The organism is Chromobacterium haemolyticum, from assembly GCF_009936155.1.
Taxonomy (GTDB): Bacteria; Pseudomonadota; Gammaproteobacteria; order Burkholderiales; family Chromobacteriaceae; genus Chromobacterium; species Chromobacterium haemolyticum.
Genome location: NZ_AP019312.1, coordinates 2901577 through 2916311, shown reverse-complemented (window position 1 = coordinate 2916311; position 14735 = coordinate 2901577). Strand labels below are relative to the sequence as shown.

The following is a 14735-nucleotide window of genomic DNA, read 5'->3' as shown; positions in this document are numbered from 1 at the left end:
ACACTTTCATTGATCGCGGCCTTTGCCGCCATCGTCGCCGCGGCGCCGGCGCACGCGATCTTCAAATGCGTGGGAGCGGACGGGAAGGTGACTTACTCGGATGTGGCCTGCAGCGGATCGGTGCGGCACCACACGCTGGACAGCGGCTACATGGAATACGACAGCCGCGACATCCAGCGGCAGGAACGGCTACGGCAGAACCGCGAAGCGCGGAAAGAGAACGACCGGCTACGACAGCAGGCCAGGAACGAGTACCGCAACGCGATAGAGGATGCCGACAAGAAGGATCACCAGCGGAAGTGCAAGTTCTACAAGAGCTGGCGCGATGACAATACCGAGGAGCGAAGCCAAGGCTACAACGGCGCAAAGGACCGAGACCTCAAGTGGCAAGAGCGCTACGTCCAAAACGGCATGAAGGACAACAACTGCAAAGAGTTTGAGTGAACATGACTAGATACAGTAAACACTTCGGCGGCGGCGTCACGGCTCACTACAACAGCGCCCAGGAGATGAAGGCCGCAGAGGATAAGAGTAGAGAAGATAGTATCCGTGGCTTTGGGATGTTGATCGGGTTCTTCGGCGGCGGCTGGTTGACGTGGGCCTTCATCATGAGCATAGGCGGCGCAGAGTGGCCCAAGTTGCTGCGCGTGATCACGACCCTACTCGGAGCTGTTGCCGGCGGTGCCGCGCTTTACTGGCTGAGCATGGTGATCATGGCAATTGCGGCCGGCGCGTTCTTATTGGGGGTCTTTGGGCTGATCATTAAGTGGATCTGGAATGCAATCTAAGAAGCAAGAACAGCAGTACCCACAATGGGCGGTGTACGCCGCGGTCGGCGTCCTAGCCTTCCTGGTGCTGATGATGATCGTCAACTCAGGGCAGCCCATGGATCGCAAGGCCAAGAACGCCAGCGCGCCGGCCGTCCAGACAGCCAACAATTGAGCCGACGCGCAGGCCAATTTTGCTTTCAACTTATATTTGACGACACGGGATCCCCGTGCCATCCTCAATCAAACCATCGCTAAGGTTTTCGAGATGAGTGTCGAAAAAATAATCGAGAAGATGCGCAATTCTCCGAACAATATTGACTTCACCGACCTAAAGAAGGTGTGTGATGAACGTTTCGGCGCAACACGCAACAAAGCGACTAGTCATAGGACATACAAAGTCCCTGGTCGAGCTCATCGAATCAACATTCAGAATGACGGAACCGGTAAAGCGAAAGCGTATCAAGTAAGGCAAGTACTCGAAGCCCTTGATGAACTTGGGAGTAATTGAAATGGAAGTGCGCCACTACACCTACCGCATACTCTGGTCTCATGAAGACGAAGAGTACGTTGGACTCTGCGAAGAGTTCCCATATCTGTCTTGGGTTGATGGCACTCAGGAGGCGGCACTTGCCGGAATTGTAAACGTCGTAAAAGATGTTGTAAGAGACATGAACGAGTCTGGAGAGGATCTTCCTCATAGAGTCGCGGCATAAGTTGCTTACTGTGCCATAGCGAGACATATACCTAACACCTCAGCCCGCCGAGTTCGGCGGGTTTTCCATTTTCACCCCCTTCCGTCAAAACTCCGGCATCACGTCGCAGCAAGCTGCCATCACGTCGCACCCGTGCCAGAAAATGGAGTAATGAATGGACGAGGTGAACGTATAAGGGCGGAGCGCGTGCGCCGCAAGTGGCGCCAGGAAGACCTGGCGCGCAAGGCTGGCGTGAGCCGCGGCTTGATCGGTGATCTGGAGAACGGCCGCAACCGCGACACTACCCGGATCCTGGACATTGCCCGGGCCCTTGGGGTCACGCCGCAGTGGCTGGAGACGGGGAAGGGCAGCAAGATGCCGCCGGCCTCCTCCGACCAGCCCTATCTTTCCGCAGATTCGATTGAAGACGTCGCAGAGCAGATGCTGAGCAAAGGGCCGGACGAAGTCTGGCAGCTGGTTCAGCTCCTCCTTAAAACCGCGCGCTGAAAGCGCTACGCGCGGAAGGGTTTTTTTGCGTGCTCGAATGACCTACCTTGAACAATGAGGAGGCCATTTAATGCAGATAACCCTGTCGAATCTCCCTGAAGCCATCGAGCTGTTCCGCAACCGTGCCGGCGCCGCCGTCCACGACACCGCGGTGCTTCGCCGGCTGCTGATCCGGGTCAAAACAAAGGATGACCTGGCGGCGGCCTTGTCCCTGGTGCGGGTGACGACTGGCGGCGCGCCACTGATCCTCGTCGCGTTCTTCGGGGATGACGGCTTCGATGAGGGGATGCACATTAATCTGGGCTGGCCGGCCGCCTGGCTTGACCAGTACGCGGCCGCGCGCTTTGACACCGTAGATCCCGTCGCCCTCGGCCCCGCAGGCATTGTGTTCCCCTGGTCGCCCTTACTACTGGGCATGAAGCCGCAGACGCCGCTGGAGGAGAGATTCCACCGCGGCGTGGTCGCAAGTGGAATGACTCATGGCCTGTCCTACAAAGCGGCATGGCCAGACTGTCGGCTGATTCTGTCCCTGATCGGGGAAGAGGTCGAGACTCAGCGCCCGGCGCGCGAGCTGCTTGAAATACTGATGCCTGATTTCGCCGACGTTGCCTATAGAGTTTTTGCTTCAAACAGATTACTAGCAAAAATGACAGTCAATCAGAGAATGATAATAAACCTGATACTGAACCAAGGCTTAACACAGAGGCAGGCAGCATTACAATTAAACATGTCTTTGAATGGGCTGCGATACAGCCTTGACCAGCTGAAAGCCGAGTACGGATGTACCAGGATGGAACAGCTGATGTTCAAATTGGGAGCAGGGGAAAACTCATAGCTTGTTAAGTTTTACTAAACTCGCGATCAGTACAGAATATTTCTGTTAACTAGAATTTTACACAGTGACTCTGAACGATGTCAGATGGGACAATATTTGCATTCAAGATCAGTATGACCCTCACATGTCAGAACTGACACATGACAGATAGGCCCTTAGCTCGACGACGAAACGGAGTAAGAAATGCACTGCGGCAACACCGATGTACCCCACGACCCTGGCGCGCCTTGTGTCCACACAGTTTCCTGCCATCACTTCAGGCCACGGACTCAAACTGGCGGCGCCGATGATCTGGTCAGTTTTTTCTATCTTGCAGTAAGACGGGATGGGAAAAAGATCATGAACTACGGGGGAGATGTAGCAGGTATGTTGGCTGCTGCACGGGAGATTTTGAAGGGGATTGAGTTGAGGTAGAGCGGAAAAAGCGACTGGCTTCAGTCGCTTTTTTTGTTGAGGATTTCATCCTTGTTGTCGGCCAGCAGTTTGATCAGCTCCAGCACTTCATCATGACCACGGGCTTTGACCTGACGAACAAGGTCTTCCATTGTCTCGGCCACTACGTAGTTGCCGTTGTTGGCGTCTGGCTCCATCTCTCCTTTTCCAGAAGCCAGCCAATCAGAACTTACCTGCAGCGCCTTTGCGGCTTTGTATAGGTTTTCTCCATCAATCCCCGCGTTGGGGTTGTTCATCCATTTGTAAGCAGCATTTCGCGACACTCCAACTTGGCCTGCAAGCCAGTTTGGAGTCTTCTTTGCTCCGCTCCGAGCAGTCAACGCATCAAGCGCTCTGCGGATTCGCGCACCGAGTGTGTGTTCCATGGTAACCAAGGTTAGCGCATCGAGTGAAAACCTTGGGTTGCAACTCATGCGAACTGAAGTTACCATTCTATTCATGAAGACCTCTACAGTTGTTTCCTTTTTCGGTGGTGGCCGCGGCGCAAAGTCAAGAATCGCCCGAGCTCTCGGGGTTTCAACTGCCGCTGTGGCTAAGTGGCGTGAGTTTGTCCCGGATGGAAGCGCCTACCAATTGATCCAACGATTTCCAGCTCTTTATGACCTGGATAAGGCTGACTGCGTAGATGCTAGCAACGCAAGTCAAACTCAATGAGCCAATTATGACATCGCAAACAAGGCATACCACGATGAGCGCCCAACACTTTCAGTCCCCGACTGACACCTTGATTGCCTGGGCCAAGCAGCAAATGGCCGAGACCAAGCAGCCCCTGACCAAGTTTTCCGAGGCGCTGACCGACAACTATCTGGCGATGACGCCGGAGGCGCGCCGGACTTGCCCGCTGGACGAAATCCCTCTGGATGGCAGCACGGATGAGTTTTACGCGATTAAGGCCAAGAACGCGCTGGCGGTGGAGCGATGGATCAAACGGGCAATTAAGATTCCCCTGGAGATCCTGGACGCCTGGGTGGCCACGTTGGAGGGGAAATATCGCGACGGCTGCCTGGCGGATCTCCTCAAGGTCCACGGCATGCTGGCGGTGGCCAACGACACCACCGCCGACGCGGCAACGCTGGGCGCCACGATGCGCACCACCGCGGACCTGTTCGTACACCTCGCCGAGATCATCGCGGACGGCAAGGTGGACCACGACGACCGCGAGCAGATCAAGCACGCGCGCCAGGCCATGCGCCAGATCGCCGGGCAGCTGGCCGGCTGGGAGCTGGAGTTCGCGAAGGTGGATGATGCCCAGCAGGTAAGGGGATAACGAGAGGGCCGATGATGAGCAACGCCCCCTTAATCTCCCCAGATTGCGACCTGCGCGATTTCGCGTTCATGCCCCTTGATGTCTCGCGGCTTCGGGATAGCGATTTCGCTGCCCTGTCCGATGGCGAGGAGTTTCGCGCAGGCCTGTTGTTATGGTGCGCGAGTTGGCATCAGGTGCCGGCATCAAGCCTGCCTGACGACGACACGGTCCTTGCTCGACTTGCGGGCTATGGTCGCGTAGTGAAGGAGTGGCAAAAGGTGCGCGAAGGTGCCCTGCGTGGTTGGATCAAGTGCAGCGATGGGCGCCTTTACCATCCAGTGATTGCAGAGAAGGCGGCAGAGGCCTGGAAGTCAAAGCTGAAGCAGCGCTGGGCCACAGAGTGCGCACGCATCAAGAAGTACTGCCAACGGAAGAAGCAGCCATACAACCTCCCGTCTTTTGAGGAGTGGTTGTCCCAGAATCGTCCCGAGGGACAGCAATCAAATGTCCCTAGGGACATCCTAGATAATAAGGGGGGACAAGCAGTCGATGTCCCGCCAAAGTCCCTCGGGAAACACGATCCAAGGGACAGGGATATAGATAAACCCACTACTACAGACACTAACGTGTCTTCCGTAGTGGGTGACGCGCGGGCAAGGGGACAACCCGGCATCCCTGTCCCTGATGACTTTCAACCGGCCAGGGTTGACGCGGCAAAGGCACCATCCCTTGGCCTGAACCTGGATACCGAGGTTGAGCGCTTCGTCGCTCACTACCAGGCGAGAAGCGAAACCCGTGCCGACCTCAAGGCCTGGGAGGCCCAGTTCCGCAAGTGGATGCTGGACCAGCAGCAGTACAACGCCGACCGGGACAAGGTGACCGAGTCCCGAATGCAGACCAAGCAATCCAGCCGTGCCGCTGACTGTGCCGCGCTTGGCGTGGGTTCCCAATACCGTGAAGTCCCGTACTTGGAGGCCGCCAATGAGTTCCGCTGATTCGCAAACCATCCGCTTCGTCTTCCGCACTCTGCGCGGTCGCTTTGGAAACGGCTTCGTGGACAAGTTCCGGACCGATGACGAGAAGGTGCTCGATTCCGTCACGGGGAGGATGGTTGACCCTGGCTTGCTGGAGGCCATGGACGTCTGGGCCTACGAGCTCCGGAAATTGAACAACGCGGACATCCAGCATGGCCTGACTTGCCGCTTTAAGTACCCGCCAAGCGCGGATGAGTTCGTGATGGCCTGCTGCACCCGAGAGTTTCAACCGCCGGCGCCGGAGTACAACCCGAACCAGCTCACCGGGCCGAGGATGAGCCGTGAAGAATCCGTGGCTCATATGGCCGAGGTCAAGCGCGCGGCTCGCAGCATGGCCTTCCCGGCAGACAGCGCCCGTAAGTTGGATTGGGCGTTCAGGATTGCCGAGGAGGCCGGCAGGGGCGTGTATCGCGGCGGGATGATCGGCAAGCGCATGGCCGCGGAGGCCATCCGGGATTCGGGTAAGCAGGTGCCGCCGGCGCTGGTCCAGTACCTGCAGGGGTCGAGCATGATGCATGCCGCCAATGACCACGGGGAGGAAGCCGCGTGACCGAATGGGTCAAGACCGCCGACGACACGAGGGAGTGGCGCGGCTATAGCGTCGTGAAGTACGGCCACGGCGCCAGCGGCGACTCGATCTACCGGGCGTTCACGCCGGAGGGGGCCATGCTCTCGGTTGGCGCCGGCCCGGCCCAGGATCACATGGCGCGGTGCGAGGAGCACTACGCCAACACGAACAAGAAAGGGCAGTGATGAACATTTCGTTTTTTGTGCCAGGCGCGCCGGTGGGCAAGGGCCGCCCCAAGGTGAGCAGCCGCGGCGGCAAGTTCGCCAGAATGTACACGCCGGAGAAGACCGCGAACTATGAATCCCTCATCGCCCTGGCGGCGCAGGAGGCAATGGACGGCAACCCGCTGATCTCTGGCCCTGCTGACGTTGAAATCTCCATGTTCCTGCCGGTGCCGACCAGTTGGAGCAAGAAGAAGCAGGCGGCCGCGCTGCAGGGCCAGGTGTACCCGACGAAGAAGCCGGACGCGGACAACGTGATCAAGGCCATCTTCGACGGCATCAACGGCGTGGTCTGGGTGGATGACGTCCAGGCGTGCGACATCGTCGTGCGGAAGCGCTACGCGGATAAGCCCGGCGTGGAAGTGACCGTGCGCGAGATCGCCGGCGCGCTGTTTGCGGCGTGAGGCGGCTATGATCGAACCGGCGGCAGCATTGGCGCAGTGGGGCAAGTGGCTGAACGACAGCGGCAGCTGGCGCGGCACCACGTTTTCGATTGAGGGGCGCTACGCCAGCGACCCGGAACGCTACCGGTTCGCCGAGGATGCCGAGACGGCGAGGCGCCGCTGCGAGGTCCGCTATAGCCCGCTGATCGCCAGCCAGGTGGAGCAGATGGTGAACCAGTTGCATCAGGGCGAGAAGGCAGCGCTCCGCGCGCGCCACGTCCACTACCCGCATCTGGCGGACGAGGACATCGCGCGCCGGCTGGCCATGAGTGCCAGGGCCTTCGACACCCTGCTGCTGGCGGCCACGGTGCGCTTTGGCCGGGCGTGGCGCGAGCAGAGCAGGAAGGCGGCGTAAGGTGAAGCGTCCCCGCGGCAATGGCCTGGCCTCGAAGATCTGCGATGTACTGGCGGACGCCCCGCGCCCCATGTTCCTGGGGGAGATCGAGGCGGCCCTGGACTTCCAGCATGGAGCGGCCGAGATTATGTCGGTGCTGGTGAAGCTGCAACGCGCAGGAAAGGCAAAGACGGAGCTGCGGGACCGGGCTGGACCTGGGCGGAAGGTTGCCAGAGCCTATATGTTGGCGCAAAATTCCATGTGCATCTAACTCAGACAAAAGGAAATGACATGGAAAAAATCAGGGAACACCTCAAGCTGGAACCCACCGATGAAATCAAACAAGTTGGCCGCAGGGATAAAGGACATCTTGGTCAAACCGAGATTTACTCGTACGAGATTTTCAATGCGCAAGGTGAACTGATCTGTAAAGCAGAACTTAGTGAAACACAGCCAGTAAGGCCGCTTACAAAGAGTTTGCAGTGCCATTTGGTGAAAAAGGATACTCAGGGCCGCTCAATTGAAGAATTTCGCTGGGATGGGCGCTGAACCGGCATATATGCGGAAAGCGGAGCTCTATTCCAGTAACCACGGGGATTCGCTATATTGACGGTGTGGTGGCGAAGCTACGCACAACAAAGACGACCTGGCCCGACAGTTAACTCTGTCGGGCCTTTTTTATTTCCGGAGGCGGTATGCACATGCGGCAAACGCGGGTTGTTCATGACGCCCTGGGGCTGGCCCACGGCCAGCATGTCCTGATGCCGTCCGGCCAGGCCGCGCGCGTCGCCGAGATCAAGCTGCACTCCATCGTGTTCGAGTACCTGGGCCTGCGCCAGCGCGAGCTGGTCGAGTTGTCGCGGGAGCAGGTCCGCCAGGGCGTCAGGTTCTGATGGCGGGCTCACCCAAACGGCTATGTGGCCGGCCCGGTTGCGGCGCCCTGGTGACGCCGCCGGCGCGCTACTGCCCAACGCATGCTGAGAGCGAGCGTAAGCTGGCCGCCGAGGCTGACGCGCGGCGCGGCACCCGCACCAAGCGTGGCTATACGAACGCGTGGACCAAGGCCTCCATCGGCTACCGCCGCAAGAACAAATGGTGCGTGATCTGCAAGCGCGCGGGCCGGCTGGTGCCATCGGAGTGCGTGGACCATATCAAACCGCATGGTGGCGACCAGGAACTGTTCTGGGACAAGACCAACTGGCAGGCGCTATGTGGGACTTGCCACTCGGAGAAGACCGCCCGCGAGGATGGTGGATTCGGGAATGGGAGACGCTGATGCGGTTGATCGTGGCGATTGTCTTGGCCCTGCTGGCAGGCTGCGGTGAGTCCCCTGCATGCCGCCCGACGGGCGAGATTGGATACCAGTGGCAGCTGATGCCTGCCGGGAAGGTGTACATCACCCACAAGGCCAAGGTCGAGCGACACGAATGCACTGATGGCGTTGATCGCTGGTGGAAGACGGACGCTTGAGTCTGCTGCGGCGCGAACTGTTCGCGCTTGAACCATGCCAGGGGGTAGGGGGGGTAAATCCTTCGCGGGATTCGGCCAGCCGGAACCGCGTGCTTCAGACTTTATTTTTTCCCGCGAAATAATAAATTTGGGGGTGCGATGGCCCGAGCGCCAGGGGGAGGGCGGAAGCCGAAGCCGACCCATCTCAAAATCGTCACCGGCAACCCGGGTAAGCGCGCGCTGAACAAGGCGGAGCCGGAGTATTCATCCGTGCCGGCCGCGCCGCCGCCTGACTGGCTTTCGCCGCTAGCCGTTGAGAAGTGGGAAGAGCTGGCGCCGCTACTGGCCGGCACCAAGGTGTTGACCGATGTCGACCTGCACAACCTCGAAGTGTTCTGCCAGGCCTATGCGCGCTGGCGGGAAGCCGAGGATAGCGTCAGCAAGAATGGCGTGATTGTTGACACGCCGTTCGGGCCGAAGAAGAACCCGGCCTGCACCGTCATCAACGAGACCAGCCGGCAGCTGGCCGCCTTCGGCGCCATGCTTGGCCTGGACCCTTCCAGCCGAAGCAGGCTGGGAACGGCCGGCGCGGCCACGAAGACAACCAACCGGTTTACCGGGCTGCTGAAAAAGAAAGCGTCATGAAACGATGGCATACCCCCACGTCACCGCGGCTACCAGGTGGGCGCGTGATGTGGTGGCAGGCCGATTCCCCGCCGGGAAGTGGACGCGGCTTGCCGCCCAGCGCTTCCTTGATGACCTAGACCGCGCAAAAACCAAAGGCTTCCCGTACAAGCTGGACAAGGCGGAGGCCGAGCGCTCCTGCTGCTTCGTCGAAGAGCTTCCGCACACAAAGGGCAAGTGGGCGCGGTCGGCCGAGACTATCAAGCTCGGCGCCTGGCAGTGCTTCATCTTCGTCAACGTCTTCGGCTGGGTCCATAAAAAGACTGGGCTCCGGCGCTTCCGCGAGGCGTACAACGAGATCCCACGGAAGAACGGCAAGTCGGTGTTGGCGGCCGGCGTCGGCCTGTACTGCTTTGTTGCGGACGGGGAGTTTGGCGCCGAGGTGTATTCGGGTGCTTCCAGCGAAAAGCAGGCCTGGGAGGTTTTCCGACCGGCCAAGCAGATGCTGGAGAGGACACAGGATCTGCTCGACGCCTCCGGCGCGGAGGTCTACGCGAAGGCCATGGCCATCCCTGAGGATGGCAGCCGATTCGAGCCTGTGATTGGGAAGCCGGGCGACGGTGCGTCGCCATCCTGCGCGCTGATCGACGAATACCACGAGCACGACTCGTCTGATCTGTACGACACAATGATTTCCGGCATGGGGGCACGCGAGCAGCCGCTGGCCTTCATCATCACGACCGCAGGCTACAACCTGGCAGGTCCGTGTTATGAGAAGAGGGTGGAGGCCGAGAAGGTGCTGCAGGGGCTGGTGGAGAACAACGAACTGTTCTGCATCATGTTCAGCGCCGACGAGGATGACGACCCCTATGCGCCGGAAACGCTGATCAAGGCAAACCCGAACTGGGGCATATCCGTTGATCCGGATTTCATGCTCAGCCAGCAGAGACAGGCCGCGCAGAACGCCGGCTTGCAAGTTCGTTTCAAGACGAAGCACCTGAACATCTGGTGCTCGGCGAAATCGGCCTGGATCAACATGGCGGAGTGGCACGCCGCCGGCGACGAGACGCTGAGGGAGGAAGACTTCCTCGGTGAAGAGTGCGTGGCCGCGTATGACCTGGCCAGCAAATTGGACTTTGCAACGCGGGTGAAAATCTTTGCTCGCAAGCACGCGGAAACCGGACGGACTCACTACTACGTTTTCGCGCACCACTATCTGCCCGAGGCGACACTGGAGGCCGAGGACAACCCGAACCGGGCTGCCTTGGTGCGGTGGCGAAACGCCGGCTGGATCGAGCAGCACGATGGGACGGAGAACGACTTCGCCATGATCCTGCAGGATCTTGAGGACATCCCGACGCGGTTCCAAGTCCGTGAGTTCTGCCAGGACAAGTTCGGCGCTGCCTGGATCGCCCAGCAGCTGACCGCTGGCGGCGCCACCGTGGTGGACGTGCCGATGAAGGCCATGTATCTGACGCCGGCGATGCGCGAGATCGAGGCGGCGCTGCGCTCGGGCCGGTTGCATCACAACGGCGACCCGGTGCTGGCGTGGATGATGTCCAACGTCACCGCACGGGCGGACAAAAACGACAACCTGTTCCCGGACAAGCAGAGCGCGCAGAACAAGATCGACGGCGCCGTGGCGCTGATCATCGGCATGACGCGCGCGATGAATCCGGAGCAGCCGGACAGCGGTTTCAAGTCCGCCTACGAGGACGAGGTTTATATATGAGCAACACGGACAAGCTCACCATGCTGGTGGGCCTGGCGGGGGCCGCTGCGGTTACGACCGGGGCGGCCCTTCTTCATTCCGCCGCGGGCTGGATGGTCGGCGGCGGTTTTGCCCTGGTGTGGTCGTTCATGACGGCCCGGGCGGCTGCCGGGAGGGCTGGCTAATGTTCTCCTCACAGCAGTTTGGCGTTCAGGACGCTGCCAACCCGGAGCGCGGGTGGATCTCCAGCCTGATGGGAGCCGGGGCGCGCAGCGCAGCTGGCGTTCGGGTTTCGCCTGAAAAGGCGCTGGCGTTGACCACACTGCAGGCGTGCGTGACGCAGATCGCCGAATCTGTTGCCCAGCTCCCCTGCGAGCTGTACCGGCGTGATGGAGAAAACCGAGTTCGGGCAACGGAGCACCCGGTTTACCCGCTGATTCATCATGCGCCTAACCAGTGGCAGACCTCGTTTGAATACCGTGAGCAGCAGCAGATATCGGCAGGGCTGCGTGGTGCCGCTTACAGCTTTATTGAGCGTGATGCGGCAGGCTACCCGGTGGCGCTGATTCCGCTGGACCACCCCAAAGTAACGGTCCTGAAAGGCGAGGACTTGCTGCCGTACTACCGGATTGGCAGCAACCCGGCGATGCCGATGCGGATGATTCATCACGTCCGCTGGTTCACCCTCAACGGCTACACCGGCGTGAGTCCGGTGCAACTGCACTGCGACACCATCGGGTTGGCCCTTGCAACGCAAGACCACGCCAGCCAGGTTTTTGCCAACGGCACCCATCTAGCCGGCGTGTTGGAGCGGCCGGCGGTGGTGGGGCAAACCACATTGGAGCCGTTGAAGAAAGACCGAGTTCAGGACATCAAAGATAGCTGGCGGGCGGAGTACGCCGGCACCAGCAACGCGATGAAGGTGGCGGTACTGCAAGACGGCATGTCGTTCCGGCCGCTGTCGATGACCAATGAGGATGCGCAACTGATCGACAGCCGCAAGCTGTCGGCGCTGGAGATCGCCCAGATCTACAAGATGCCTCCTCACAAGGTGGGGTTGCTGGACCGGGCAACCAACAACAACATCGAGCACCAGGCGATTGAATTCGTCGTCTACTGCCTGCTGCCGTGGTTGCGCCGGCACGAGCAGGCCATGATGCGCGACCTGCTGCTGCCGAATGAACGTGACGAGTACTACATCGAGTTCAACGTGGGCGGCCTGCTGCGCGGCGACACGCAGACCCGCTATGCCGCGTATGCGGTGGGGCGGCAATGGGGCTGGCTCTCGGTCAACGACATCCGCCGGCTGGAGAACTTGCCGCCGATCCCGGGCGGCGACATCTATTTGCAACCGCTGAACATGGTTCACGCCGGCGCGGGGCTGCCGAAAGGGGCGGGGGCTTCGGCCGAAGCCATCGACGCCATTCACAAGATCCTGGAGACCCAATGAGAAAGCATCTTTTCCTTCACCAGCTGTTCAACACGCCGCACATGGTGCTGCCGGACATGCTGCATGAAGCGGTGGCCTGGGCTGGCCAGCGCATGGGCGTCAACCTGCAACAGGTCAACATCGGTTTGCCGATGACGGCCTGGAAGGATGACAGCGACCACGGCGCAGTGCAGGCAGTGTCCGCCGAGGACCGGCGCATGGAGGCCGCGCGCGGCAGCGGCGTGCTTGTAATGCCAGTCGCCGGCATCTTGGTGCCGCGGACCAACGATGTCGGGCTGTGCTCGAACCAGGCTAGCTATGAAGGCCTGCGCAGCCAGCTGAATGCCGGCCTCAACGACCCGAGCATTGAACACATCGTTATCGACCTGGCCACGCCCGGCGGCGCGGTGTCCGGCTGCTTCGAGTTCGTGGACGATATCCGCGCCGGCCGCGACATCAAACCGATTACGGCGCTGGTGCATTACAACGCATTCAGCGCCGGCTACGCCATCGCCAGCGCCTGCAGCGACATCGTGCTGTCGAAAACGTCCGGCGTCGGCTCCATCGGCGTGATCATGAAGCACGCCGATTTTAGCCAGAAGCTGGAAAACGAGGGGGTGAAGGTAACGACTCTCTACCGCGGCGCTCGCAAAGACGATATGTCGCAGACCGGGCCGCTGAGCGAGGAGGCCATGGCCGCCGCGGACAGCATGCTGGACCACTACTACGAAATGTTCTGCGACACCGTCGCGCAGAACCGCGGCATGAAGGTGTCCGCCGTGAAGGATACCGAAGCCGGGCTGTTCTACGGCGGCAAGGCAATTGAGGCCGGTCTGGCCGACGGCCTGGAGAGCCAGCAGCAGGCGGTGAACCGCATTGCCGCCAGCGTCGCCGCCAAGCGTGCCCGTGCGCCGAAAGCACGCGGCAGCTCTCAGGCCATTGCCGCATCCATGGCCATGAGCCTGAACCTCAAACTCTGATCCAACGCGCCGCCGCACGGCGACGACAACCCAGCTCCGAAAGGAGCTTTTTTTATTTCTACCGCCGAGAGGCGGTTTTTTTTCGTCTGGAGAAAACCGAATGTCGAAGATCGTAGAACTGAAGCGCCGCCGTGCTGAGCTGTCCGCCAAGGTGGCCGAGATGGCCGCCCTGGAGACTGCCGGCGAGGTGATGAGCGCCGAGCAGATCGAGCAAATCAATGCTATGCACGCCGAGTTCAACCAGCTCGGCGCGCAACTGCAACGGCTGGAAGCTGCCGAGCAGATGCAGGCGGCCGCTGCCGCCCAGGTGGAGAGCCTGAACGCTCAAGGCTCACCGCCGGAGAACAAGCCGTTTGCCCAGCCCGCCGGTCCGAAAGTCAAGGGAGCTGCCCTCGCTCATATGGCGATTGCCTTGATCGAAGCGCAAGGCAACTATCAATCGGCCGCCAACATCGCTGACCAGCGTGGCTATGGCGCTGAAGTGGCCGCTGCGCTGAATACCGCCACTCCCTCTGCCGGCGGTGTGCTGGTGCCGACCAACCTGTCGAGCGAAGTAATTGAGTTGCTGCGCCCAAAAGCCGTGGTCCGCCGAATGGGCGCCCGTTCGCTGCCGCTCAACAACGGCAACTTGACCATTCCGCGTCTGAAGGGCGGTGCGCAGGTCGGCTACATCGGCACCGACACCGACGCCCCGGCCACCGGCGCACAGTTCGACGACCTGAAGCTGTCTTCCAAAACCTTGTCCGCATTGGTGCCGATAAGCAATGACTTGCTGGCCAACTCGGGTATCACCCCCAACGTGGACCGCGTTGTGGTGGACGATCTGACCTCGGCCGTCGGCGCGCGCGAGGACAAGGCGTTTCTGCGCGATGACGGCAGCGGCAACCTGCCCAAAGGTCTGCGCCACTGGGTGCTGCCGAGCAATGTATTCCCGGCGCCGGTGATTGCCACCATCGACGCCGCTGCACTGCAGGCCATCGAGTTGTTCCTCAATACGCTGATCCTGGCGCTGGAAGGCGTTGACGCCAACATGGTGCAGCCGGGCTGGGTGATGTCGCCGCGCACTTTCCGTTTCCTGGAAGGCCTGCGCGACATGAAGGGCAATAAGGTATACCCGGAATTGGCTCAGAAGCAGTTGAAAGGCTACCCGGTCGGCCTGACTACCCAGATCCCGAACAACCTGGGCGCCGGCTTCGATGAATCCGAACTGTATTTCGCTGATTTCGCCGATTGCTTCATCGGTGAGGACCAGGCCTTGATGATCGACTTCTCCAAGGAGGCGACTTACAAGGACGGCGACGGCAACGTCATCAGCGCATTCCAGCGTAACCAAACCCTGATTCGCGTGGTCGCCAAACACGATTTTGGCCCGCGTCACCGCGAGTCGGTCTCCATCGGCACCGGGGTGAAGTGGGGCAAGTAAGGCAATAGCGGCCGGG

At 60.4% G+C, this 14735-nt stretch carries 25 protein-coding genes; 24 read left to right on the top strand and 1 reads right to left on the bottom strand.

All coding sequences use genetic code 11. From position 1 onward, the window contains the following. Positions 1-9: 9 nt before the first annotated feature. From GYH29_RS13315 to GYH29_RS13290, 6 genes are all read left to right on the top strand, one after another. Entirely contained in the window at positions 10-444 is a 435-nt protein-coding gene (locus GYH29_RS13315; protein ID WP_161523938.1) for a DUF4124 domain-containing protein, read from the top strand. Then, positions 441-788: a hypothetical protein gene (locus GYH29_RS13310; protein WP_161523937.1), complete on the top strand. Its 348-nt coding sequence runs from the start codon at positions 441-443 to the stop codon at positions 786-788. Before GYH29_RS13315 ends, GYH29_RS13310 begins: the two co-directional genes overlap by 4 nt. Further along, on the top strand, positions 778-942 hold the full coding sequence (locus GYH29_RS13305; protein WP_161523936.1) for a hypothetical protein: 165 nt from the start codon (positions 778-780) through the stop codon (positions 940-942). The genes GYH29_RS13310 and GYH29_RS13305 overlap by 11 nt, the downstream gene beginning before the upstream one ends. 316 nt (positions 943-1258) lie before the next feature. Next, positions 1259-1483: a hypothetical protein gene (locus GYH29_RS13300; protein WP_161523935.1), complete on the top strand. Its 225-nt coding sequence runs from the start codon at positions 1259-1261 to the stop codon at positions 1481-1483. 150 nt (positions 1484-1633) lie between these two features. Further along, positions 1634-1969, top strand: a complete 336-nt coding sequence (locus GYH29_RS13295; protein WP_161523934.1) for a helix-turn-helix domain-containing protein — start codon at positions 1634-1636, stop codon at positions 1967-1969. A 70-nt stretch (positions 1970-2039) separates the two neighbouring features. Then, positions 2040-2804 (top strand): autoinducer binding domain-containing protein, encoded by a 765-nt coding sequence (locus GYH29_RS13290; RefSeq protein WP_161523933.1) that lies wholly within the window; start codon positions 2040-2042, stop codon positions 2802-2804. A 434-nt stretch (positions 2805-3238) separates the two neighbouring features. Here the strand turns inward: GYH29_RS13290 and GYH29_RS13285 are convergent, their stop codons facing one another. Next, on the bottom strand, positions 3239-3622 hold the full coding sequence (locus GYH29_RS13285) for a helix-turn-helix domain-containing protein (RefSeq protein WP_161523932.1): 384 nt from the start codon (positions 3620-3622) through the stop codon (positions 3239-3241). Between GYH29_RS13285 and GYH29_RS25165 the strand changes: the two genes are divergently transcribed. From GYH29_RS25165 to GYH29_RS13200, 18 genes are all read left to right on the top strand, one after another. Further along, complete coding sequence (locus GYH29_RS25165) at positions 3621-3911, top strand: Cro/CI family transcriptional regulator (RefSeq protein WP_081546587.1); 291 nt, start codon at positions 3621-3623, stop codon at positions 3909-3911. The two genes, GYH29_RS13285 and GYH29_RS25165, sit on opposite strands and share 2 nt — an antisense overlap. A 34-nt stretch (positions 3912-3945) precedes the next feature. Continuing rightward, complete coding sequence (locus GYH29_RS13275) at positions 3946-4524, top strand: hypothetical protein (protein ID WP_161523931.1); 579 nt, start codon at positions 3946-3948, stop codon at positions 4522-4524. Positions 4525-4535: 11 nt separating this feature from the next. After that, the gene (locus GYH29_RS13270) at positions 4536-5498 is read left to right on the top strand and encodes a DUF1376 domain-containing protein (protein WP_198001582.1); all 963 of its coding nucleotides are present in this window, start codon (positions 4536-4538) and stop codon (positions 5496-5498) included. After that, positions 5485-6087, top strand: a complete 603-nt coding sequence (locus GYH29_RS13265) for a hypothetical protein (protein ID WP_161523930.1) — start codon at positions 5485-5487, stop codon at positions 6085-6087. The genes GYH29_RS13270 and GYH29_RS13265 overlap by 14 nt, the downstream gene beginning before the upstream one ends. Beyond that, positions 6084-6290 (top strand): hypothetical protein, encoded by a 207-nt coding sequence (locus tag GYH29_RS13260; RefSeq protein ID WP_161523929.1) that lies wholly within the window; start codon positions 6084-6086, stop codon positions 6288-6290. Before GYH29_RS13265 ends, GYH29_RS13260 begins: the two co-directional genes overlap by 4 nt. Next, a complete protein-coding gene (locus GYH29_RS13255) occupies positions 6290-6730 on the top strand; it encodes a RusA family crossover junction endodeoxyribonuclease (protein ID WP_161523928.1) in 441 nt (146 codons plus the stop codon). The genes GYH29_RS13260 and GYH29_RS13255 overlap by 1 nt, the downstream gene beginning before the upstream one ends. Positions 6731-6737: 7 nt before the next feature. Then, on the top strand, positions 6738-7124 hold the full coding sequence (locus GYH29_RS13250; protein WP_161523927.1) for a hypothetical protein: 387 nt from the start codon (positions 6738-6740) through the stop codon (positions 7122-7124). A 1-nt stretch (position 7125) separates the two neighbouring features. Then, positions 7126-7374 carry a hypothetical protein gene (locus GYH29_RS13245; RefSeq protein ID WP_161523926.1) on the top strand — a complete coding sequence of 83 codons (249 nt, stop codon included), beginning with the start codon at positions 7126-7128 and terminating at the stop codon, positions 7372-7374. A gap of 20 nt (positions 7375-7394) precedes the next feature. Then, positions 7395-7652: a hypothetical protein gene (locus GYH29_RS13240; protein ID WP_161523925.1), complete on the top strand. Its 258-nt coding sequence runs from the start codon at positions 7395-7397 to the stop codon at positions 7650-7652. Between the two features lie 146 nt (positions 7653-7798). Beyond that, positions 7799-7996 carry a hypothetical protein gene (locus GYH29_RS13235; protein ID WP_019100044.1) on the top strand — a complete coding sequence of 66 codons (198 nt, stop codon included), beginning with the start codon at positions 7799-7801 and terminating at the stop codon, positions 7994-7996. Then, the gene (locus tag GYH29_RS13230) at positions 7996-8379 is read left to right on the top strand and encodes an HNH endonuclease signature motif containing protein (protein ID WP_161523924.1); all 384 of its coding nucleotides are present in this window, start codon (positions 7996-7998) and stop codon (positions 8377-8379) included. Before GYH29_RS13235 ends, GYH29_RS13230 begins: the two co-directional genes overlap by 1 nt. Beyond that, entirely contained in the window at positions 8379-8573 is a 195-nt protein-coding gene (locus tag GYH29_RS13225) for a hypothetical protein (protein WP_161523923.1), read from the top strand. The genes GYH29_RS13230 and GYH29_RS13225 overlap by 1 nt, the downstream gene beginning before the upstream one ends. Positions 8574-8711: 138 nt before the next feature. Further along, on the top strand, positions 8712-9197 hold the full coding sequence (locus tag GYH29_RS13220) for a phage terminase small subunit P27 family (protein WP_161523922.1): 486 nt from the start codon (positions 8712-8714) through the stop codon (positions 9195-9197). Positions 9198-9201: 4 nt separating this feature from the next. Further along, positions 9202-10908, top strand: a complete 1707-nt coding sequence (locus GYH29_RS13215; protein WP_161523921.1) for a terminase large subunit — start codon at positions 9202-9204, stop codon at positions 10906-10908. Then, on the top strand, positions 10905-11072 hold the full coding sequence (locus GYH29_RS24560) for a hypothetical protein (protein WP_162533440.1): 168 nt from the start codon (positions 10905-10907) through the stop codon (positions 11070-11072). The genes GYH29_RS13215 and GYH29_RS24560 overlap by 4 nt, the downstream gene beginning before the upstream one ends. After that, complete coding sequence (locus GYH29_RS13210) at positions 11072-12337, top strand: phage portal protein (RefSeq protein WP_161523920.1); 1266 nt, start codon at positions 11072-11074, stop codon at positions 12335-12337. The genes GYH29_RS24560 and GYH29_RS13210 overlap by 1 nt, the downstream gene beginning before the upstream one ends. Continuing rightward, a complete protein-coding gene (locus GYH29_RS13205; RefSeq protein WP_161523919.1) occupies positions 12334-13296 on the top strand; it encodes a S49 family peptidase in 963 nt (320 codons plus the stop codon). The genes GYH29_RS13210 and GYH29_RS13205 overlap by 4 nt, the downstream gene beginning before the upstream one ends. Before the next feature lie 100 nt (positions 13297-13396). Next, complete coding sequence (locus tag GYH29_RS13200; protein ID WP_161523918.1) at positions 13397-14719, top strand: phage major capsid protein; 1323 nt, start codon at positions 13397-13399, stop codon at positions 14717-14719. The last annotated feature ends 16 nt before the right edge of the window (positions 14720-14735 follow it).

Coding starts and splice junctions, on each gene's coding strand:
- GYH29_RS13265 (WP_161523930.1), top strand. CDS start 5,485: ATGAGTTCCGCTGATTCGCAAACCATCCGCTTCGTCTTCCGCACTCTG.
- GYH29_RS13235 (WP_019100044.1), top strand. CDS start 7,799: ATGCACATGCGGCAAACGCGGGTTGTTCATGACGCCCTGGGGCTGGCC.
- GYH29_RS13275 (WP_161523931.1), top strand. CDS start 3,946: ATGAGCGCCCAACACTTTCAGTCCCCGACTGACACCTTGATTGCCTGG.
- GYH29_RS13300 (WP_161523935.1), top strand. CDS start 1,259: ATGAACTTGGGAGTAATTGAAATGGAAGTGCGCCACTACACCTACCGC.
- GYH29_RS13225 (WP_161523923.1), top strand. CDS start 8,379: ATGCGGTTGATCGTGGCGATTGTCTTGGCCCTGCTGGCAGGCTGCGGT.
- GYH29_RS24560 (WP_162533440.1), top strand. CDS start 10,905: ATGAGCAACACGGACAAGCTCACCATGCTGGTGGGCCTGGCGGGGGCC.
- GYH29_RS13250 (WP_161523927.1), top strand. CDS start 6,738: ATGATCGAACCGGCGGCAGCATTGGCGCAGTGGGGCAAGTGGCTGAAC.
- GYH29_RS13295 (WP_161523934.1), top strand. CDS start 1,634: ATGAATGGACGAGGTGAACGTATAAGGGCGGAGCGCGTGCGCCGCAAG.
- GYH29_RS25165 (WP_081546587.1), top strand. CDS start 3,621: ATGGTAACCAAGGTTAGCGCATCGAGTGAAAACCTTGGGTTGCAACTC.
- GYH29_RS13220 (WP_161523922.1), top strand. CDS start 8,712: ATGGCCCGAGCGCCAGGGGGAGGGCGGAAGCCGAAGCCGACCCATCTC.
- GYH29_RS13305 (WP_161523936.1), top strand. CDS start 778: ATGCAATCTAAGAAGCAAGAACAGCAGTACCCACAATGGGCGGTGTAC.
- GYH29_RS13240 (WP_161523925.1), top strand. CDS start 7,395: ATGGAAAAAATCAGGGAACACCTCAAGCTGGAACCCACCGATGAAATC.
- GYH29_RS13210 (WP_161523920.1), top strand. CDS start 11,072: ATGTTCTCCTCACAGCAGTTTGGCGTTCAGGACGCTGCCAACCCGGAG.
- GYH29_RS13230 (WP_161523924.1), top strand. CDS start 7,996: ATGGCGGGCTCACCCAAACGGCTATGTGGCCGGCCCGGTTGCGGCGCC.
- GYH29_RS13200 (WP_161523918.1), top strand. CDS start 13,397: ATGTCGAAGATCGTAGAACTGAAGCGCCGCCGTGCTGAGCTGTCCGCC.
- GYH29_RS13215 (WP_161523921.1), top strand. CDS start 9,202: ATGGCATACCCCCACGTCACCGCGGCTACCAGGTGGGCGCGTGATGTG.
- GYH29_RS13205 (WP_161523919.1), top strand. CDS start 12,334: ATGAGAAAGCATCTTTTCCTTCACCAGCTGTTCAACACGCCGCACATG.
- GYH29_RS13285 (WP_161523932.1), bottom strand. CDS start 3,622: ATGGAACACACACTCGGTGCGCGAATCCGCAGAGCGCTTGATGCGTTG.
- GYH29_RS13290 (WP_161523933.1), top strand. CDS start 2,040: ATGCAGATAACCCTGTCGAATCTCCCTGAAGCCATCGAGCTGTTCCGC.
- GYH29_RS13255 (WP_161523928.1), top strand. CDS start 6,290: ATGAACATTTCGTTTTTTGTGCCAGGCGCGCCGGTGGGCAAGGGCCGC.
- GYH29_RS13270 (WP_198001582.1), top strand. CDS start 4,536: ATGATGAGCAACGCCCCCTTAATCTCCCCAGATTGCGACCTGCGCGAT.